The organism is Deinococcus aestuarii, from assembly GCF_018863415.1.
In the GTDB taxonomy this organism is placed as follows: domain Bacteria; phylum Deinococcota; class Deinococci; order Deinococcales; family Deinococcaceae; genus Deinococcus; species Deinococcus aestuarii.
Window position 1 is genome coordinate 80,241 of sequence record NZ_JAHKSN010000016.1, and the last position, 20,248, is coordinate 100,488.

Sequence of the window (20,248 nt, forward strand, 5' to 3'; positions counted from 1 at the left end):
GCGTGGAAGGGGTGGGGCAAGGCCGGTGTGGGCGGCTCTGCGGAATGAGGGTCACCAGGGCGGGAAGGTCATGCTCCAGTGTATGCGGGTGGGAGGGCGCCTGACCGGGGCTCCGGCCCCGGCCTCAGGTCAGGACGGGGTGCCGCACCGGAGGGGTGTGGAGCGGGGCTGAGAAAATCCAGAGGCCACACGTTCTGAAATCCCTGAACTGTCTTGAAAAGTCGGTCGGCGTCCCGGTCACCGCCTTCTCGCCAGATTCCCGGCCGCCACGCAGGTGTCCAGGCGCCGCGTCACTCAACCACCGGCGGGATGACGGATTCCCTCCGCCGGGTTCATTCCGCCGGGTTCATTGCACATTGCAATCACTCATCGGGGGCTGTGGCAGAGTGAGGGGGTGGACACCGCTCCCCTGCCTCCCTTCGCCCCGGCGGCCCCGGAACTGGCGCTCCTGACGGCCTTCTGGGAGGCCTGGCAGGCGCTCACGACGCTGGGCGAGGCCGAGTTGCGCGTCCGGCACGACCTGGACCTGCGGTCCTTCATCGCCCTGGCCTACGTGCAGGGAGGGACCGACCAGCCAGCGGTGCTGGCCCGCGAACTCGGCGTGCCCCGCTACGAGGTCAGCCGCGTGCTGCACGCCCTGGAGGCCCGGGGCGCGGTGACCCGCCGCCAGACGCAGCCGGACGCCCGCCGGGTCACCGTGACCGTCACCCCGCGGGGGGCAGCGCTGTGGGAGGCGGCGCTGGAGACGGTGCGGGAGGTCGCCGGGCCCCCGCTCGCCACCCTGGGTCCCCGGGTCCACGCCCTCACCCACGACCTGCGGGCCCTGGCGCACGCCACCCGCCCCCTTCCCCGCCCCTCGTCCCGACAGGAGACCGAATGACCACCCCACCGTCCGACCCGCCCCGCTGCCCCTTCACCGGACAGGCGGCCTCGCTGACCCGCCGGGGCGACCTCCCGGCCGAATCCCTCCCGGAGATCGAGGTGGACGAGCGCGGGGTCTACCGGGTCCACGCCTTCGGGGCGGCGCGGGACATCCTGCGCTCGGAGGCGGTGCGGCAGGCGGGCTTCATGGCCGAGGCCGCGCGGGAGATGGGCGGGCTGGGCCGTCCCCCGGTCCTGTTCGAGGAGGGTGAGACGCACCACGAGATGCGGCGCTCGACCGCCCGCTACTTCACCCCGACCCAGGTCGCCGGGTACGGCCCCACCATCGCTGCCTTCGCCGACGACTTGATCGCCGAGCTCGCCCGCCGGGGCGAGATGAAGCTCGACGACCTCAGCCTGCGGCTCGCCGTGGGGGTCGCCGCGCAGGTGGTCGGCCTGACCGACAGCCGCCTCCCGGGGCTGGAGCGCCGCGTCATCGCCTTCGTGGAGGGGGGAGGCGACAGCGAACCCGGCCGGGTGGGGCCGGAGCGGGGCCGGGTCGAGGGCCTGCGGCAACAGGCGCAGATGGCCCTCTTCTTCCTCCTCGACGTGAAACCCGCCATCGAGGCCAGACGCAGGGCGCGCCGCGACGACCTGATCAGCCACCTGCTCGACCGGGGGTACGGCGAGGTGGAGATCCTGACCGAGTGCCTGACCTACGGCACGGCGGGGATGGTGACCACCCGCGAATTCATCAGCGCCGCCGCGTGGCACCTGCTGAGAGACCCCGAGCTGCGCGCGAGCTACGTCCACGGCACCGAGCGGGAGCGCCACGCCATCTTGCACGAGATCCTGCGCCTGGAGCCGGTCGTGACCACGCTCTATCGCCGCGCGGCGGCAGAGCTGACGGTGGAGGGGCGCAGCGTCCCGGCGGGCAGCCTGCTCGCGCTGAACATCCAGCACGCCAACGTGGACCCGGAGGTGATGGGGGAAGACGCCGCGCAGCTCTGCCCGGCCCGGCCGTTGCCGCGCGGGGTCCAGCCTCAGGGGCTGTCGTTCGGCGACGGGCACCACCGCTGCCCCGGCGCGTTTCTGGCGATCAAGGAGTCGGACGTGTTCTTGCGCCGGTTGCTGATGTGGCGGGACCTGGAGGTCGTCTCCGAACCCCGCCTCGGCTACAACGAGGTCGTCAAGGGCTACGAGCTGCGCGGCTTCCGGGTCCGCCTGGGTCGGGGAGGGCGGGCCCGGCCGGGAGCCTGATCCGTCCTGCCCTGGACTGTCTCACAGCGCCGGGCGCCGCTGAGGGGGCCCCGTGTGCGGCGCCCTCACAGCCCGGAGGAGCGGCTCAACGGGGAGGTCTCCACATTTACCGAGCACTGCTGCACGAAGGCGCCGTCCACCACGATGAACTGGCCTGTACTGTAGGCTGCGCCGGGGAAGGCCAGAAAGACGGCGGTCCCCGTCCGGTCCTAAGTGTTGATGAGGCTGGGCGTCACGCCGTTTACTTGCACCCTGTAGGGCGTGAGGTCGAGCACCATCGCGCGGGCTGGAGCTTCTCCCTCACCTTCTGCGGCCCGGCGTCCGAGAACTCGAGCTCAATTAATACAAAGTTTCACCCTGTTTCCTTTCTCTTGTACTTCGGGCCGGGCTGCTCCTCCTCCGCCTTCCGCGCACTTGTTGCGGGACCTGCTCGGATGCGTTGCAAGAGAGGTTCCGACTCTCCTCACCAACTTGGTCGTTCATCCATACCCTGCTTTGGCTCTCGGTTGTCCAGCCTTTGCCCCGGCGAGGGCTCTTCTGTGAGCATGGATCAAGTGGCGAGCTGGATTGCTGTAAGCCGGATAAGGGTGCACGACAAATCTGGTCTTCGTAATTAGGTTGGGTCTGGAGTGGTGTTGCTGGATGGTTGGGGAGAGCGGGTTGCAATCCCCTTCGCCTCTCCCACTCTCACTAAATTTCGTATTAATTTACTGCGGTGGGTGTGGAGAGATACCCTTAACGGCGGGTGCAGGCAGCGTTCATCTCTGTTCCGGCTGGCGGGTGAAGGGTAGGGGGGTTGTGGGGCGGGCCCGCAGCGAGACCGCTTCTCAGGAGGACCACCCATGACGACGTACCGCAAGCTGGGCCGCAGCGGCCTGCATCTCTTTCCCATCGGCCTGGGCACCATGCAGTTCGGCTGGAGCGCCGACGAGCAGACCGCTCAGGGCATCATGGACGCCTATCACGAGGCAGGCGGCAATTTTATCGATACGGCCGACATCTACACGACGTGGACCCCCGGCAACCCCGGCGGCGTATCCGAGGAGATCATCGGGCGGTGGGTCAAGGCGCGCGGCAACCGCGACGACCTCGTGATCGCCACCAAGGTGCGCGGGCCGATGGGCGGGTTCGGCCGCGAGGGACGGGGCAGCGTCCACCAGCGCGAGGGCCTGTCGCGGCGCTGGATCATGCGGGCGTGTGAGGACAGCCTGCGGCGCCTGGGGGTGGACCACATCGACCTGTACCAGGTCCACTGGGTGGACAACCAGACGCCCATCGAGGAGACGCTGGAGGCGCTCACCGAACTCGTCCGGCGCGGGTATGTGCGCTACATCGGCTGCTCGAACTTCTCCGCGTGGCGGCTGATGCAGGCCCTGTGGACGAGCGACCGCCGGGGGCTGGAGGCCTTTGTCAGCGTCCAGCCCGAGTACAGCCTGCTCTCGCCGACGCGGGCGAACTTCGAGCGCGAGCTGATGCGGGTGTGCGAGGCGTACGGCCTCGGGATCGTTCCGTGGAGCCCGCTCGGCGGCGGGATGCTGACGGGCAAGTACAAACGGGGCCAGCCCCTCCCGGAGAGCGTGCGCGCGGACGAGAATGCCCGGCGGCGCTTCAGCGAGCGCAACTTTGACATCGTGGAAACCCTGGAGGCGGTCGCGGGGCGGCACGGGGCGAGGCCCGCGCAGGTCGCGCTGGCGTGGCTGCTCGCCCAGCCGATGATGACCTCGCCCATCATCGGCGCGAACAACGTCACCCAGCTCGGGGAACTCCTCGGCACGCTGGACCTGCGCCTCAGTGACGAGGACCTCGGCGAGATCACCCGCGTCAGCGACTGGGAACGGGCGAGAACCGAGCTCGAGCAGTGAGGAGGGCCGGGAGCCCCACCGGGACGCTTCCGCCTCCCTCCCGACTCCGGGAAGAGGAACCCTATGGCACAGAACGAACCGGGCATCACGGCCCGCCCCTGGGGCACGGCGCCGGACGGACGGCCCATCACGCTCTACACGTTACGAAACCGCCACGGCCTCCAGGCCGACATCATGGATTTCGGGGGCGTGGTCGTGCGCCTGCTCACCCCGGACCGGGAGGGGCGGCCGGGGGACATCGTGCTCGGGCACGATCAGGCCGGGCCGTACTTCGACCCCGGCACGTCCCCCTACTTCGGGGCGCTGATCGGGCGCTACGGCAACCGGATCGCGGGGGGAAGCTTCACGCTGGACGAGAAGACCTACCGGCTCGCGCGGAACAACGGCCCGAACGCGCTGCACGGCGGAGAGCGGGGCTTCCACCTGCGGCTGTGGCAGGGGCGACCCCTCACGGCGGAAGACGGCCCCGCCCTCGAACTCTCGTACCTCAGCCCGGACGGTGAGGAGGGCTACCCCGGCACCCTCTTGGTCCGGGTGACGTACACCCTCACCCAAGGCGACGCGCTGCGGATCGACTACGAGGCGACGACGGACGCGCCCACCGTCCTCAACCTCACGAACCACACGTACTGGAACCTGAGCGGCGACGCGCGGCGCGACATCCTCGGGCACGAGCTCACGGTGCAGGCGGACCACATCACGCCGGTCGATGAGACGCTGATTCCGACGGGTGAACTCCTGGCGGTGGGGGGAACCCCCTTCGACTTCCGGCAGGGGACGGCAGTCGGGGCGCGGGTGAATCAGGACGACGAGCAACTTGGCTTTGCGGGCGGGTACGACCACAACTTCGTGCTGCGGGGGGGGGAGGGGTTGAAGGCCGCCGCGACCCTCCACGACCCCGCTTCCGGGCGGCGGGTCGAGGTCTTCACGACGCAGCCGGGGATGCAGGTCTACTCGGGCAACTTCCTCGACGGCTCCATCGTGGGGAAGGGGGGGAGGCGGTACGGGCACCGCTGGGCCGTGTGCCTGGAGACGCAGCATTTCCCGGACTCGCCCCACTGGCCGGGGTTTCCCTCCACGGTGCTGCGGCCCGGGGAACGCTTCACCTCGCGCACGGTGTACGCCTTCTCGGCGGACTGAAGCCCTCGGCGGGGGCCGCGAACCCGGATGAGGGGAGGAACAAGGCGCCCCTCCTCCACCCGGCTGTCAGAGCGGTGAGAGGGGCGGGGGGGCAGGCTGGGGCCAGCTATGTCAACCCCGGCCCGGTTCGCGCGGTACCACCAGCTCGTGGAGGCGCTGGCCGCCCTCGCCCGCAGCAGCCGGGACGTGGAGGCGGTCGTCCGGACGGTTCACCGCCAGGCGCAGACGCTCTTTTCGACCCACGTGACCCTGCTGGCGCTGCTCGCCTCCCCGGACGAGTGGGTCTGGGAGCTGTACGAGGGCCAGCAGCACACGACGAGCCGCCTGCCCTTTTACGGGGAGGGCCTCGTCGAGCAGGCGCTGCGCCACGGCCCGCAGTCGATTCCCGATCTCACCGCGTACCTCGGCGCCCACCCCGTGCGGGTGCGGCGGGTGCGGAGTGCCGAGGAGGTCGTGCTCGACGTGCGGGAGACCGAGGATGATCCGGAGAGCGTCCACGCGCTGCTGCTCGTGCCCCTGGAGATCGGGGGGGAGCGGGTGGGGGTGCTCTCGATCCAGAGTTACCGGGTGCACGCCTTCGACGAGACCGACCTGCTGTTTTTGGAGCTGCTGGGGCAGCACGTCGCCATCGCGCTGGAAAACGCCCGCTGGCACGCCCAGCTCGAACAGGCCACCCTCACCGACCCCCTGACCGGCCTGCCCAACCGGCGCGCCTTCGGGGCGCGGGCCGAGCGGGCCCTGACGGGTCCCCACCCCGGGGAGGAGCCGACCACGCTCGTGCTCGTGGACATCGAGCGCTTCAAGGGCATCAACGACACCTTCGGGCACGACGTGGGCGACGAGGTGCTGACCACCGTCGCCGGGGTCCTGGGGCGTGCGCTGCCGCCGGGGTCGGCCTTCCGGCTGGGGGGCGACGAATTTGCCCTGCTGGTGGGGGGAGACCGGGCGGAGGTGGGCAGGCGGCTTGCCGGGCTGGACGCGGCCTTCCGGGAGGCCCGCTGGCCCCCCGGGGTGGGCCCGGTGTGCCTGAACGCCGGGGCGGCCCGGGCCCGGGCGGGCGAGACCCTGAGCGCGTGGCTGCGCCGCGCCGACCAGCGGATGTACCGGGCCAAGCGGGGCTGCATCGACCGGGCGGGCACCCGTTGGGGGCTGGATTTCGGCCCGGCCCCGGGGTGAGGACCGGGGGAGGGGAGGGCTCAGTCCGCGCTCAGAGCGCCCGCGCCGCGCCGCGCCGCCGCCTGCGCCACGAAGCGGGCCGTGCGGCGGGCGAGCGCCATGCAGGTGATCATCGGGTTCGCCCCGGAGGAGGTCGGGAAGGCGCTCGTGTCGCCGATCCAGACGCCGGGGGTGTCGTGGAGTTCGCCCTCCGGGGTGGCCGCGCTCGTGGCCGGGTCCAGGCCCAGCCGCGCCGTGCCCATCTGGTGCGCGCTGAAGACCGCGTGCCCGCCGTGCCCGATGGGCTGGGTGCGCAGCTCGGCGAGAAAGGCGCCGAGGTCCTCGCCCCGGTGCCAGGGCCGCGCGCTCTCCGAAAGGGGGAAGATCGCCTGCGCTCCCGCCGCCTCCAGCAACCGCGCCACCGTGCCCTGGCCGTGCCAGTAGTTCTCCACGTCCACGGGGTCGGTGACGGCGTAGGTGACCCGCGCCTGGCCGTGCTCGTCCAGCGTGACCCGCCCGTGGCCCCGGTCGCGGGTGAGGTGGATCAGGGTGACGCTGCGGCTGTGGCCGCTCATCAGCTCCTTGTGGGCCTCACCGCTCTCCCAGATCGCCGACGCCGCGTGCAGCCCGGTCGTGTACTGGGTGGTCTCCACGAGGTAGCCGTACCCGTCCGTGCGGCCCCCGAACTCGTCCACGATGGCGGCCTGTGCCGCACCCCACCAGTTGCGCTGGTCCTCGCCGAACAGGCCCGTCAGCGCCCCGCAGGGATGCAGCCGCAGGTAGTCTCCCGCCGCCGGGCCGCCCAGCCCCGAGCGCAGGAGCAGCGCCGGGGTCTCCAGCGCCCCGCAGGCGACGACGACCTGGGGAGCGCGGACGGTGACCCGGCGGGAGCCGTCCTCCCCCACGACGGTGACCGCCACGCCCGCCGCCCGGCCCCCCTCCGTGAGGATGCGGTCCGCGGTCGCGCGCTCCACGATCCGCGCGCCCACCGCCACCGCGTCCCTGAGGTACGTCTTGAGGGTGCTCTGCTTGCTCCCGGTCGCGTCGCCGAAGCCGATGTGCCCGGCGTGCCGGGGGTCGTGCCGGGCGGGGTCGGCGTTGCGGAAGGCCTTTTTCGCCCGGTAGCCGAGTCTTTCGGCACCCTCCATCATCCGCAGGTGGGTGCCGTTGTACTCGCTGCCCCCGTCGTTCGCCCCGATGCGGGTCATCACCGCGCCCAGGTCGGCATCGAAGTCGGGGCCGTCGAGCCCCTTCATACCCAGCCCGGCCCACTCGCGGCGGACTTCCTCCGGGGTGCGGACGCAGTTCATCCAGTTAACCGTCGTGCCGCCGCCCAGGGTGCGCCCGGCGATGATGGAGACGTTGCCGTCGGCGGTGGGGGTAAAGCCGCCGCGCCAGTAGAGGTTCTGGTAGGCCCACAGCTCGGACCGGCCGAGTTCCGCGTCCGCGAACTGAGCACCCGCCTCCAGCACGATCACGTCCAGGCCCCGTCCCGCGAGTTCCCCTGCGATCACGCCGCCGCCCGCCCCCGAGCCGACGACCACCACGTCGGCCTCCAGCGTGTCGCCGTCTCCCGGCCCCACGGTGGGGAGGTCGCGCTCGGTGGCCGCCCCCGTGAAGGTGGGCCCCGCGTAGCCGAACTGCCGCCAGAAGGGGTTGGGGGTGTCCGGGCCGGTCAGCGCGTAGCTCATCATCAGGCACAGGCGCCGCAGGGCCGCGACCCCGCCCGCCGCCCCGGGACCGCTGGCGGAGACGGCGCGCAGCACGGCCTCCCGCACGGCCTGGGGCGCCTCCGGGGTCAGGCCCGCCCCGGCGAGGGCGTGGAGGAGTCCGGCGAGTCCGGCCTGTTCCTGCGCCGGGAGACCGCCGATGAACGCTTCCGCCGCGAGGTGGGCGCCGGTGGCGCTGCCGGGGGTGGCGAAAAAGGCGTGGGGGTCGTCCTCGCGCTCGACGGCGGGCACGAAGGTGTCCACCAGGGCGAGGAGGGTGCGCCGGGCGGTGTCGTCGAGGGGCGGGTGGAGCTGGGTCATGGGCATCCTCCGGGATAGGGGGCGACCCCCCGCGTGGGGGAGAGGCGCCGCGCCACCTGAACTGGGTTGAAAGACCCCTGTACTCTAGCCCAGGCGGGGAGGAAGGCCCAGCCCCCGGCCACCCCAGGGAGACGGATGGACACGAACGTTCTGAGCACCCAGGCGCACCTCCTCCAGCACACCCTCCGGGCACAGGGCCGGGCGCTGGGGAGCGAGGCGGCGCTGGAGGTGGTGACCCGGTTGCGGACCGACCCGGCCCCCTCGCTCGCCGGGCTGGACGGGGCGCTGCGCGGGCAGGGCCTCGAACTGGAGTCCGCCCACCTGACGCGCCTCGCCTGGGCCCTGCTCGGCGTGCCCTCGCCCCGGAGCGTGCGGCTGACGGCCGCCGCGCGGGGCAGGCTCACCCACCTCGTCGAGCTGCACGACGTGTCGCGGCCGTCGCGGGCGCGCGACCTCGGCGGGCAGCTCGCGCGGGAGCGGACGCTCGCCCCCGACCTCCTGCGGGCCCGCCCGTGGCTGGCCGGCGTGAGCGGGACACCCGACGCCCTCGCCGCCGTCTTCGAGACGGAGTGGAGCGGTTTTCTCAGCCTGCTCGGCGAGTTCGGCCCCTGGGTCTACGCGCCGAGCGTGGCCGACCTCCAGGCCCTTTCGCACGGCTACGCCGCCCTCGTGCGGCGGGCCTCGGGAAGCGGGGAGGGGGGCGTGCTCGCCGCCGCCCTGCGGCTAGACCGCGCCGGGCCCGGACCCTCGCTGCTCGCCCGCCTGGAGGTCACCGACCACCGGGCCGGGGGTGCGGCCCCTTCCCGGGAGGCGGGCGAGGCGGCGGGGCTGGTCGAGGCGGAACAGGCCTTTTGGGCGGCGGCCCAGCGGCAGGCGAGGCGGCGGCGGGGCGAGTGGGCCGCCCGGCGCGGGGGGTAGGCTGGGGTCGGTCCCTGCTCGCGGGGAAGGCGGCGCCGGTTTTGAACCCTGCCCAACGGGACGCGCGGGGCGTTGACAATCTTACAGAAACCTGTCACATTCTTTTTGAACGTTCAAATCAGCAATCCGAGGGGGTGTGATGACCCGAGCGACGCTCCGGGATGTCGCCGCGCAGGCGGGCGTCTCGCATCAAACCGTGTCCAACGTGCTCAACGACCACCCGTCCATCCGCCCGGCGACCCGGGAGCGTGTGCTCGCCGCCATCCGTGACCTCGACTACCACCCGAACGCCGCCGCCAAGGCGCTGCGCGAGTCGCGGGTGACGACCCTGTGCTGCGCGTTTTACGGGCACGCGGCGGACGACATCTCCGATCCCTACCGCAACCTGGTGCAGTCGGCCTTTATCGCCGAGGCGAACGCGCGGGGGTATTCCATCACGACGGCGATGTTGCAAGGCGAGCGGCCCGAGGGGCTGGGCGCCCTGCGCACCGCCTACATGGGGCGCAGCTTCGGGGGCGTGGTGGTGGTGAGCACCACCCTGCCGGTGGAATGGATGCGGACGCTGGCGGGGTGGGGCATTCCCACGGTGCTGTTCGACCGCGCCGACCCGGACGGGGTGTTGCCCTCGGTGACGGCCGACTACGTGGGGGGGATGACCGAACTCGTCGCGTACCACGTCTCGCGGGGCCGCCGGGACCTCGCGCTCGTCATTCCGGGAGACGATTTCGGCAGCAGCGCGGTGCTGCGCCGGGAGGGATTTCTCGCCGCCGCCCGGGCACAGGGGGTCCGGCACCGCATCGAGGCGGGGCCCTGGACCGCCGAGGCGGGCGAACTCGCCTTCCGCCGCCTGTGGACGGGGGGAGACCGCCCCGACGCGGTGCTGTGCGGCAACGACCGGATGGGGGCCGGGGCGCTGTACGCGGCGCGCCAGCTCGGCGTGCGGGTGCCGGAGGAGGTGGCGGTCAGCGGCTTTGACGACTTCGAGTTCGCCCGCTACACCGCGCCCAGCCTGACGACGCTGCACCTCCCGCACGGCGAGATGGCCCGCCTCGCCGTGCGGCGCCTGCTCGGCCGGCTGGAAGGCCAGGGCTCTCCGGGGGAGGCGCCCGACCACCGGCTTCCCGTCACCCTCGTCCAGCGCGAATCCGCGTAACGGAGGTTCGTATGACTGTTCCCGTCCAGACGGAATCCCTCGTCGTCCCGGCCAGGGCCCCCACCCGGCGCCGGTCGCCCGAGTGGGTGGTGGGCTATCTCTTCATCCTCCCGGCGATCATCGGCTTCCTGGTCTTTTACCTCTACCCGGCGCTGCGCGGCATCCAGATCAGCTTCACCAACTGGAACCTCCTGAGCGCGCCCGAGGCGGTGGGCCTCGCCAACTACAACGAGGCGATCCGCGATCCCAAGTTCTGGTCGGCGCTGGGGATCACCCTGAAGTACGTGGTGTGGAACATCCCCATCCAGACGCTGCTCTCGCTGGTGCTCGCGGTGGCGATGGACCGGCTGGTCAGGAGCATGTTCGTCAAGGGCCTGCTGATCGTGCCGTACCTGCTCTCGAACGTGCTCGTGGCGATGATCTTCCTGTGGATGCTCGACCCGCTGCTCGGGATCGTGAACCAGTGGCTCGACGCGACGCCCCTGGGCAAGCAGCCCTTTTTCAACTCGGCCGAGCAGGCGATCCCGACCATCGCCCTGGTGAACGTCTGGAAGCACATGGGCTTTAATGCGCTGCTCTTTTACGCGGGGCTCCAGGCCATTCCGCGCACGGTGTACGAGGCGGCGGCCATCGACGGGTCGAGCGAGGCGAACACCTTCTGGAAGATCACCCTGCCCCTGTTGCGCCCGGTGACGGTGTTCGTGCTCGTGACCTCGGTGATTGGCTCCTTCCAGATCTTCGACACGGTGGCCGTCACGACCCAGGGCGGTCCGGCGGACGCGACGAAGGTGCTCGTGTACTACATCTACCAAAACGCCTTCGGCTTCTTCCGGATGGGGTACGCGACCGCGATGAGCATGATCTTGTTCGCCCTCCTGATCCTGTTCACGCTGGTGCAGATGCGCCTCTTGCGCGCCAACGAGTCGGACCTCGACTGAACTTCACAGGGAAAGGAGACCCCAGTGACCACCGTACCGACAACCCAGACGGCCCCTCACCGCCCCCGCCGACCCTTTCCCTTCGGACGACTGCTCGCCTACCTGGCGCTCGCCCTCGTGATCCTGATCTCGATCTTCCCGATCTGGATCGTGTTCAAGACGGCGCTGACCGGCAGTCGCAATATCTTCACCGAGGCCACGTCGCTGTGGCCCAGCGAACCGACGCTCATCAACTTCCAGCGCGTGCTGGGGCTGGTCAGCCTGGAAGAGGCCCAGGCGGCGGGCGGCTCGGGCAGCGCCGTCAACTTCCTGAACGCCATGAAAAACAGCGTGATCTTCACCGGGCTGATCGTGGTCGGGCAGACCTTTTTCTCGGCGATGGCCGCCTACGCCTTCGCGCGGCTGCGCTTTCCCGGGCGGGACGCGATCTTCACCCTGTTCCTGATCGCCATGATGATCCCCGGGATCGTGCTGTTCATCCCCAATTTCATCACGATCAAGAACTTGGGCCTGCTCAACACCCTGCCGGGCATGATCGCGCCCTTCATCCTGATGACCCCTTTCGCGGTGTTCTTCCTGCGCCAGTTCTTCCTGTCGCTGCCCAGGGAAACCGAGGAGGCGGCCTTCCTCGACGGGGCCGGGCCCTTCACGATCTTCTGGCGCATCACGCTGCCCATGAGCCAGGGCCCCATCGCCACGCTCGCCATCCTGACGACCATCGGCATGTGGAACGAGTTCTTCTGGCCCTTCCTGATCGCCAAGGACGAGGCGTCCTTTACCCTGCCCGTCGCGCTCCAGGTCTTCAAGTCGCAGACCCCCCAGGGCGTGCCCGACTGGACCGGCCTGATGGCGGGCACCTTCATCGCGGCCGTCCCGGTCTTCTTGCTGCTGATCGTGCTGGGCCGCCGCGTGGTGGAGTCGCTCGCCTTCAGCGGCACGAAGTAGGGAAGGCAGAGGTGACCGGCACCCGCTCCCCACCCCCTCCGCCCTCCCCGTCCGCCCCGCGCCCTTCCGCCTCCCACCCCGTCCCCCTGGAGGGAAAGACCATGCAAAAGCTCCTGACCCTGACCGCCGCCCTGACCGCCCTCTCCGGCACCGCAAGTGCGGCCACGACGCTGCAGTACTGGCTGTGGGACTCCAACCAGCAGCCCGCCTACCAGCAGTGCGCGGCGAACTTCACCAAGAAAAACCCCGACATCACCGTCAAGATCACCCAGAAGGGCTGGGGCGACTACTGGACGGGGCTGACCACCGGCTTCGTCTCGGGCACGGCGCCCGACGTGTTCACCAACCACCTCGCGTACTTCCCCGAGTTCGCCCGCAACAACCAGCTCGTGGACATCAACCCGCTGATTGCCCGCGACAAGGTGGCGACGAACATCTACTACCCCGGGCTGGCCCAGCTCTGGACCAAGGACGGCAAGCGCTACGGGCTGCCCAAGGACTTCGACACGGTGGCGATCTTCTACAACGCCGACCTCTTGCAGAAGGCGGGCCTGAAGCCCAGTGACCTCGCCAACCTGACCTGGAACTCCAAGGACGGCGGCACCTGGCAGCGGACCATCGCCCGGCTGACCTTTGACAAGGGGGGGAACAACGGGCTCTCGCCCAAGTTCAACAAGAAGCAGGTCGCCCAGTACGGCTACATGACTCCCTACGGCGCGGGCTTCAACGGCCAGACCGAGTGGGCCTTTTACACCGCCACGACGGGCTGGAAGCACAACAATGGTCCGTTCAGCACGAAGTACAATTACGACGACCCCCGGTTCGCGCAGTCGATCCAGTGGCTCGCCGACCTGAACCTCAAGCAGGGCCTGATCCCGAGCTTCCAGGAGGTGCAGGCGAGCGGCGGCGACTCGCTCTTCCGCGCGGGCAAGGCGGCGATGGTGACCAACGGCTCGTGGATGATCAGCGACTACACCTCGAAGCTGCCCTTCAAGGTCGGGATCGCGCCGCTGCCCAAGGGCCCGGACGGCACCCGCAAGAGCATGTTCAACGGGCTCGCGGACTCCATCTGGGTGGGCTCCAAGAACCAGGACGCCGCGTGGAAGTGGGTCAAGTACCTCGCCTCCGCCGAGTGCCAGAACGTCGTCGGGCGCACCGGCGTGGTCTTCCCGGCCATCCCCTCGGCCACGAATCTGGCGGTGGCTGCGCAGAAGGCCCGGGGCGTGGACTCCAGCGTCTTCGTGAACCAGGCCAAGGCCAAGGGCGGCACCTTCCTCTTCCCGATCACCGACGCCGCCGCGCAGGTCAACGACATCATGACGAGCACCATGCAAAAGGTCTTCCTCGGCCAGGCCAAGGCGGCGGACGTCTTCAAGGACGCCAACGCCAAGGTCAACGCGCTGTTCAAGTAAGGCCCGTGAAGGGGGTTCCCGGTGACGGCTGGGAACCCCTCTTCACCCCCACGAAATAGAACGTTCAAAGCTCCCTCCCTTCCCTTAAGGTGTTTCCATGACTTCTCCCAAAATTGCCATGATCGGTGCGGGCAGCACCGTCTTCGCCAAGAACCTGCTGGGCGACATCCTCGGCTTTCCCGAACTCGCGGGCGCCGACGTGCGGCTGTTCGACATCAACCAGGAACGCCTCGACGTGACCGAGCAGGTCGCCGGGCGGGTGGCGCAGACGCTCGGCGCGCGGCCCACCGTCACCGCCACCACCGACCGCGAGCGGGCGCTCGACGGGGCCGACTTCGTGATCAACATGATCCAGGTAGGCGGCTACAAGCCCGCCACCGTGACCGACTTCGAGGTGCCGAAGCGCTACGGGCTGCGGCAGACCATCGCGGACACGCTGGGGGTCGGCGGGATCATGCGGGCGCTGCGGACCGTGCCCGTGCTGCTCGACATGAGCCGGGACATGGAGCGGCTGTGCCCGGACACGCTGCACCTGAACTACGTCAACCCGATGGCGATGAACATCTGGGGCCTCGCGCGGCAGACCAGCATCAGGACGGTCGGCCTGTGCCACTCGGTGCAGCACACGGCGGGCGAATTAGCGGACGACCTGGGCATCCCCGTCGAGGAGATCGACTACCTCTGCGCGGGGATCAACCACATGGCCTTTTACCTCAAGTTCGAGCACAGGGGCCAGGACCTCTACCCCCGGCTGATGGAGCTGGCCGAGTCGGGGCAGGTGCCCGCGTGGAACCGCGTGCGCTACGAGATGCTGCGGCGGCTGGGCTACTTCGTCACCGAGTCGAGCGAGCACTTCTCGGAGTACGTGCCGTACTTCATCAAGCGGGGGCGCGAGGACCTCGTGGAGCGGTTCAACGTGCCGCTGGACGAGTACCCCCGGCGCTGTGAGGCGCAGATCGGCGGCTGGGAGGCACTGCGGACGAAGTTGCAAGACCCGGGCGCCCCGTTGGAGGTTCACCGCTCCGTGGAGTACGGCTCGCTGATCATCCACAGCATGGTGACCGGGCAGCCGCGCGTGGTGTACGGGAACGTGATGAACAGCCCGGTGGTCGGCGCGGGCAAGCTGATCGCCAACCTGCCCGACGAGTGCAGCGTCGAGGTGCCGTGCCTGGTGGACCGTCAGGGCATCCAGCCCACGCGGATCGGGCGGATTCCCCCGCAACTCGCCGCCCTGATGCAGACGAACATCAACGTGCAGGCCCTGACGGTCGAGGCCCTCGTCACCGGCAACCGCGAGCACATCTACCACGCGGCGATGCTCGACCCGCACACCGCCGCCGAACTCGACCTCGACCAGATCTGGGCCCTGGTGGACGACCTCCTCGCCGAGCACGGCGACTGGGTGCCCGAGGAGCTGCGGGGAGGGCTGGCGGCGGACTGAGGGGCAGGGGGCGGCGGGCGGGCCTCCCGGCTCCCCGCGCCGGACCTCCCGCGGACCGGACGCGAGGAGGGCGGGGCGAAGGGGCGGAGGCTCCTTCGCCCCCGATCCTCACTCCGCCCCCCGGGCGGCCGGGAGTTCCCCGCGTTCCTCCAGCAGCCGGACGAGGCCGTCCACCATCCGCTCGACCTGGCCCGGCACCTCGCCCAGCGTCGCCGGGGTAAAGGCGAGCAGCCGTTCGACCTGCCCTGTCAGGTCCTCGGGCACGAGCGGCAACCGGGCGGCGAGGGTGAGCAGGCGCTTCTCGCCGGGGTGCGGCGTCCGGTTCAGGGCGAAGAGCACGTCGAAAGAGGAGGCCAGGAACTCCGTCAGGCGGTGGTTGACGGCCACGAGGTCCCCCCGCCGCACGGCGAGCGCGATCTGGTTGGGGTAGGCGCCGAACGCCCCGCGCAGGAGGGGGAAGTTGAGGACGATGACCGCCCGCGCCAGCCCGTCCGGGTAGGGCTGGTCGGCCCGCCGTTTGAGGTCCGCGAGCCAGCCCTCCCGGTCGAAGAGCACCTCGGAGGTGAGGAGGTTGTGCCACAGCGCCGTCGTGTAGCCCAGCCTCGCCTCGTGCCGCTCCAGCAGGGCGGTGAGGTGCCTCTCGAAGTCGGCGGCGCGGCGGAACATCACGTCGACGTGCAGGCCGCCTTCACGTTCCAGCCACTCGTCGCCGGGTTCCCACCAGCGGTTGTCCACCTCGGCGTGGGTGCCCCGCCGCCCGGCGATGGCGCGGCGGGCGGCGAGGGGCACCTCCTCCCGGCTGTAGACGTACAGGTCGAGGTCGGAGTGCTCGTCCCGGTTTCCGGCGGCGCGGGAACCGCCCAGCGCAACGGCGAGGACTTCGGGGAGGGCGGCGTACTCGGCGGCGATGCGGGCGGGGCGGTCGTGTGTGGTCATTCCCCATTGTCTCCCGATCAGAAGTCCTCGACCTCATTCGTCACGTCGTCCTCGGGCACGGCGACGTAACGGCGGGTGGTGTCCACGCTGGCGTGCCCGAGGAAGAGGCCCACCCGGGTAAAATCCCTCGTCGCCCGGTAGAGCCGGGTGCCCGAGTGCTTGCGGGCCGCGTGGAAGCCGCGCCAGGTGGCCCCGTGCCCGGCGGCGCGAAAGGCCTTGCCCATGCGGTAGGTCGCCTGCCCGTAGGTCCACTCGAAGAGGCGGGCGTCCGGCGCGGGGGGGGGCAGCGCCGCGAGGGCCGCCCGCACCCGCCGGCCCAGCGGCACGGTCCGCACCCGCCCGCCCTTGCCCCGGACGGTGACCCGGGCCGGCTGGGAGGGGCCGGGCGAGAGGTCGCCGCCGAGCAGGCCCAGCGCCTCGCCCACCCGCAGCCCCGCGTGGGCGCACAACAGGAGCAGCGCGGCCAGCCAGGGCTCGCAGTGCTCCAAGGCCGCGTCCACCTCGGGCCCGTACGGCGGATTCCGGACGATGCCGGGGGTGGGGTCGGGGGGAACGTGCGCGTCCTCGAAGGGCTGGGCGTCGGTGGCCCCGGCCCAGCGCAGCGCCCGGTACAGCGCCCGCGCCCCGGCGACATACTGGGCGACGGTTGAGGGGGAGAGGCGGCCCGTCTTGCCGTTGCCCTGGGACGCTCGCGTCTGGAGCCACGCGACGTACCGGCCACCGTCGCGCCGCCCCGGTCGCAGCAGGCTTACGCCGCCGTCCCGCGCCCACGGCACGAAGTCCCGCACGGCGAGGGCGTAGGCGTCCAGCGTCCGGCGGCTGGTGCGCGCACCCTTGCGGCTGGCCCCGAGCATGTAGGCGTGCGTCAGGGCGACGAGCGCCGCCGCGTCGTAGGTGCTCGCCGCCTCAACCGCCCGCACGCGCAGCGCCCGGTCGGTGAGGTCGGTCAGCGCGAGGGTGTCACGGGAACGGACCAGGGTCACCCGGGAGCCTCCACCAAGCGCAGGGCGAGCACGAGATGATCCTCGTCACCCATCGCCTCGACGATCACACCCCGGCAGACGTACTGCTCGCGCTCACTGAAAAAGAGCACGTCGTCGTAAGCGGCCGCTTCCTGCTCAGGAACGATAGACTGCACATACCTCCACGCCGAGCACTCTCCTGCCTGCACCCAGCGCCTCGCCTGCCACAGGGTGCGCTCAAGTTCCGGTAACTCCCGGGAGTCGGCGAGCGGTTGAAAGAGGTGGCGGGCGGTCGGCATCAGCGCGTCTACCCTACCTCATTTTCATCGAGATTGACACTAAGTCGGATTAGTGCGAAATCAAGCGGTTTCTAGAACTGGCTTCCCGGGTGCGCAACCGTTGATCAGGTTTGGACAGCGGTTGTGCATGTGGGGGTGGCCTTTCCATCCGACACGAAAAGCCCAACACTGCTGGGAAGCCCCGCCACTCTCGGCGGCGTTCCTGGGCCAGGGTGTTCAGGAACCTTTCTTCCATCTTCCGCCGAGTTCCTGGAGGTGCAGCATTCATCGACCGTTTCTCTTAAGCTTCACCTTGCGAGAAGTTCGACCAGAGCCCCTCCGCGGAGCGCGGGGTCTGACTCAGCCTCTCGGGCTGGGCAACACGAGGGCACGGCTGCACGCAAGAATTGGCAGATCTCCAACGACTTGCTCCTGGAAACCGGCTGAACCCCTCATTCTCGACCTTTCGTGGAGCCGCTTGCTCCTTTCTCCTTTCCCCGTTGCCTTGGCACAGGAGTCATGACATGCAAAATTCTTCCGCTTTACAGGTTGCCATCGTGGGCACGGGCTACGTGGGCCTGACCACCGGGGTCGCCCTGGCCCACCTGGGCCATACCGTCGTCGGCGTCGACCAGGACCCCGGCAAGGTCCAGATGCTCCGGGAAGGTCGCAGCCCCATCCACGAGGTGCATCTCGAAGACCTGCTGAGGGCCTCCGGCGAGCAGCTGCGCTTCACCACTCACCTGAGTGAGGGCCTCCAGGGTGCCGACGTCGCCATCATCGCGGTCGGCACGCCACCCAAGCCCAACGGCGAGGCCGACACCCGCTATGTCGAGGCCGTCGCCCGCGAGATCGCCCAGCACCTGACCGAGGGACAGCGGCTGGTGGTCGTCGTCAAGTCCACCGTGCCCATCGGCAGTAATCAGCGCGTCGCCTCGGTGATCGCCCGGGTGCTGCGCGAGCGGCAGGTCCAGGCCCACGTGAGCTTTGCCTCCAACCCCGAGTTCCTGCGCGAGGGCATGGCCCTCTACGACACCTTCTACCCCGACCGCATCGTCGTCGGCACGGCTGATGACCACGCCACCACTGTCTTGCGCCAGCTTTACCGTCCGCTGCTTGAACAGACCTTCACGCCGCCCCCCGGTCTCCCCCGCCCCTCTGCTTTTCCTCTCCCGCCGCTGGTCACCACCGACACGACGAGTGCGGAGATGATCAAATACGCGGCCAACGCCTTCCTCGCCACCAAGATCAGCTTCATCAACGAGATTGCCGGGCTGTGCGAGCGCGTCGGGGCGGACGTGACCGAGGTCGCCCGTGGCATGGGGCTGGATACCCGGATCGGGTCGCGCTTCCTGCAAGCCGGGCTGGGGTGGGGGGGAAGCTGCTTTCCCAAGGACACCCAGGCGTTGCAGGCGGTGGCCGCCGAGTACGGCTACACCATGCCGATCATCCAGGCGGCCCGCGACGTGAACGCACGGCAGCGGAAACTGATGGTCGAGAAGCTCCAGCGCACCCTCAAGGTGCTGCGCGGGCGGACGGTGGCGGTGCTGGGGCTGGCCTTCAAGCCCGGTACCGACGACGTGCGCGACTCGGCGGGCATGGACGTGCTGCGGATGCTGCTGGAGTGTGACGTGCATCTGCGGGCGTATGACCCGGTGGCGCTCGACGCTGCTCAACGGGCATTGCCGGACATGGAGGTGGACTGGGCCTACACGGCACAGGAGGCGTTGGAGGGGGCTGATGCCGTGCTGATCGCCACCGAGTGGGAGGAATTTCAGACGCTGGACTGGGCGGTGCTGGCCACCCGGATGCGCACGCCAGTGGTGGTGGACGGCCGTAACGTCCTGAATCCGGCGGCCTTGCGCGCCGCCGGATTCACCTACGTGGGGGTCGGCCGGTGAAACGGGCCCTGGTGACGGGCGGCGCCGGGTTCATCGGCTCGCATCTCGTGGACCGTCTGCTCGCCGAGGGCTGGCAGGTTTGTGTGGTGGACAACTTCGATCCCTTCTACCCTCGGCGGATCAAAGAGCAGAACATCGCCGCCCACCGTGCCCACCCCAACTACCGGCTACACGAATTTGACCTCCGTGATCTGGACGCCATGCGCGCGGCGCTGAGCGGCGCGTACGACGTGATCGTCCACCTCGCCGCCCGCGCAGGGGTCAGACCGAGCATCGAAGACCCCCTCGGCTATCAGGACGTCAACGTGCGCGGCACCCAGAATCTGCTCGAACTGGCGCGCGAGTGGGGGGTAGGACAATTCGTGTTCGCGTCAAGCAGCAGCGTCTATGGAGTGAACCCGAATGTGCCGTGGCGGGAAGACGACCCTGTGCTCCAGCCCATCAGCCCCTACGCCAGCACCAAGGTCAGCGGCGAGTTGCTGGGGCACGTGTATAGCCACCTGTACGGTATCCGCTTCGTGGGGCTGCGCTTCTTCACGGTGTATGGGCCGAGGCAGCGCCCGGACCTGGCGATCCACAAGTTCGCGCGACTGATGCTGGAGGGCAAACCCCTTCCCGTGTTCGGGGACGGCGGCACCCGGCGCGACTACACGTACATCGACGACATCATCCAGGGGGTGCGGGCGAGCATGGAGTACGACGGCAGCCGGTATGAGGTGATCAACCTGGGGAACAACCAGACGGTGAGCCTGCTGGAGATGATCCAGGGGTTGGAGGAGGCGCTGGGCGTGCAGGCCAAGATCGAGTGGCTCCCCGAGCAGCCCGGCGATGTGCCCCAGACCTGGGCGAGTGTCGAGAAGGCCAATGCCCTCTTCGGTTATGCCCCCACCCAGAAGTTCTCAAAAGGCGTGCGCGAATTCGCCACTTGGTTGGCCCAAACGGGTGAGCGGACTTCGGCGTAAGACACGAAGGGTCAAGGCGGAGGATAAAGTTTTCACTGAACAGGGCCGGGGCGGTGGGTGATCTGAGATTCAGGTCGTCCACCGCCCCGGCCCT

At 69.8% G+C, this 20,248-nt stretch carries 17 protein-coding genes; 13 read left to right on the forward strand and 4 right to left on the reverse strand.

Features of this window, described 5'->3' with window-relative positions:
- Positions 1 to 394: 394 nt before the first annotated feature.
- From IC605_RS17160 to IC605_RS17180, 5 genes are all read left to right on the forward strand, one after another.
- The gene (locus tag IC605_RS17160; protein ID WP_216326989.1) at positions 395 to 880 is read left to right on the forward strand and encodes a MarR family winged helix-turn-helix transcriptional regulator; all 486 of its coding nucleotides are present in this window, start codon (positions 395 to 397) and stop codon (positions 878 to 880) included.
- Entirely contained in the window at positions 877 to 2,121 is a 1,245-nt protein-coding gene (locus IC605_RS17165; protein WP_216326992.1) for a cytochrome P450, read from the forward strand. The genes IC605_RS17160 and IC605_RS17165 overlap by 4 nt, the downstream gene beginning before the upstream one ends.
- Positions 2,122 to 2,963: 842 nt before the next feature.
- Complete coding sequence (locus IC605_RS17170; protein WP_216326995.1) at positions 2,964 to 3,983, forward strand: aldo/keto reductase; 1,020 nt, start codon at positions 2,964 to 2,966, stop codon at positions 3,981 to 3,983.
- A 63-nt stretch (positions 3,984 to 4,046) separates the two neighbouring features.
- Entirely contained in the window at positions 4,047 to 5,123 is a 1,077-nt protein-coding gene (locus IC605_RS17175) for an aldose epimerase family protein (protein ID WP_216326997.1), read from the forward strand.
- A gap of 108 nt (positions 5,124 to 5,231) precedes the next feature.
- Complete coding sequence (locus IC605_RS17180) at positions 5,232 to 6,299, forward strand: GGDEF domain-containing protein (RefSeq protein ID WP_216327000.1); 1,068 nt, start codon at positions 5,232 to 5,234, stop codon at positions 6,297 to 6,299.
- A 20-nt stretch (positions 6,300 to 6,319) separates the two neighbouring features.
- Here the strand turns inward: IC605_RS17180 and IC605_RS17185 are convergent, their stop codons facing one another.
- Positions 6,320 to 8,308, reverse strand: a complete 1,989-nt coding sequence (locus IC605_RS17185) for a GMC family oxidoreductase (RefSeq protein WP_216327003.1) — start codon at positions 8,306 to 8,308, stop codon at positions 6,320 to 6,322.
- A 135-nt stretch (positions 8,309 to 8,443) separates the two neighbouring features.
- Here IC605_RS17185 and IC605_RS17190 point away from each other — a divergent pair, with 135 nt between their 5' ends.
- From IC605_RS17190 to melA, 6 genes are all read left to right on the forward strand, one after another.
- Entirely contained in the window at positions 8,444 to 9,226 is a 783-nt protein-coding gene (locus tag IC605_RS17190) for a hypothetical protein (RefSeq protein WP_216327006.1), read from the forward strand.
- Positions 9,227 to 9,365: 139 nt separating this feature from the next.
- On the forward strand, positions 9,366 to 10,379 hold the full coding sequence (locus tag IC605_RS17195; protein ID WP_216327008.1) for a LacI family DNA-binding transcriptional regulator: 1,014 nt from the start codon (positions 9,366 to 9,368) through the stop codon (positions 10,377 to 10,379).
- Between the two features lie 11 nt (positions 10,380 to 10,390).
- Positions 10,391 to 11,317, forward strand: coding sequence for a carbohydrate ABC transporter permease (locus tag IC605_RS17200; protein ID WP_216327009.1), 927 nt, complete (start codon positions 10,391 to 10,393; stop codon positions 11,315 to 11,317).
- A gap of 24 nt (positions 11,318 to 11,341) precedes the next feature.
- The gene (locus IC605_RS25420) at positions 11,342 to 12,262 is read left to right on the forward strand and encodes a carbohydrate ABC transporter permease (protein WP_216327011.1); all 921 of its coding nucleotides are present in this window, start codon (positions 11,342 to 11,344) and stop codon (positions 12,260 to 12,262) included.
- Positions 12,263 to 12,363: 101 nt separating this feature from the next.
- Complete coding sequence (locus tag IC605_RS17210; protein ID WP_216327013.1) at positions 12,364 to 13,674, forward strand: ABC transporter substrate-binding protein; 1,311 nt, start codon at positions 12,364 to 12,366, stop codon at positions 13,672 to 13,674.
- 97 nt (positions 13,675 to 13,771) lie between these two features.
- Positions 13,772 to 15,115, forward strand: coding sequence for an alpha-glucosidase/alpha-galactosidase (gene melA, locus IC605_RS17215; protein WP_216327015.1), 1,344 nt, complete (start codon positions 13,772 to 13,774; stop codon positions 15,113 to 15,115).
- A gap of 108 nt (positions 15,116 to 15,223) precedes the next feature.
- On the opposite strand, the gene IC605_RS17220 is transcribed toward melA, so the two are convergent.
- The 3 genes from IC605_RS17220 to IC605_RS17230 are packed head-to-tail and all read right to left on the reverse strand — an operon-like array spanning position 15,224 to position 17,312.
- Positions 15,224 to 16,051 (reverse strand): nucleotidyltransferase domain-containing protein, encoded by an 828-nt coding sequence (locus tag IC605_RS17220; protein ID WP_216327018.1) that lies wholly within the window; start codon positions 16,049 to 16,051, stop codon positions 15,224 to 15,226.
- A 17-nt stretch (positions 16,052 to 16,068) separates the two neighbouring features.
- Positions 16,069 to 17,034: a tyrosine-type recombinase/integrase gene (locus IC605_RS17225; RefSeq protein WP_216327021.1), complete on the reverse strand. Its 966-nt coding sequence runs from the start codon at positions 17,032 to 17,034 to the stop codon at positions 16,069 to 16,071.
- Positions 17,031 to 17,312, reverse strand: a complete 282-nt coding sequence (locus IC605_RS17230; protein ID WP_216327025.1) for a hypothetical protein — start codon at positions 17,310 to 17,312, stop codon at positions 17,031 to 17,033. Before IC605_RS17230 ends, IC605_RS17225 begins: the two co-directional genes overlap by 4 nt.
- A gap of 503 nt (positions 17,313 to 17,815) precedes the next feature.
- On the opposite strand from IC605_RS17230, the gene IC605_RS17235 reads away from it, so the two are divergent.
- Together IC605_RS17235 and IC605_RS17240 are read left to right on the forward strand one after the other, a co-directional pair.
- The gene (locus IC605_RS17235) at positions 17,816 to 19,192 is read left to right on the forward strand and encodes a UDP-glucose dehydrogenase family protein (RefSeq protein WP_216327027.1); all 1,377 of its coding nucleotides are present in this window, start codon (positions 17,816 to 17,818) and stop codon (positions 19,190 to 19,192) included.
- Positions 19,189 to 20,154 carry an NAD-dependent epimerase/dehydratase family protein gene (locus IC605_RS17240; protein ID WP_216327029.1) on the forward strand — a complete coding sequence of 322 codons (966 nt, stop codon included), beginning with the start codon at positions 19,189 to 19,191 and terminating at the stop codon, positions 20,152 to 20,154. Before IC605_RS17235 ends, IC605_RS17240 begins: the two co-directional genes overlap by 4 nt.
- The last annotated feature ends 94 nt before the right edge of the window (positions 20,155 to 20,248 follow it).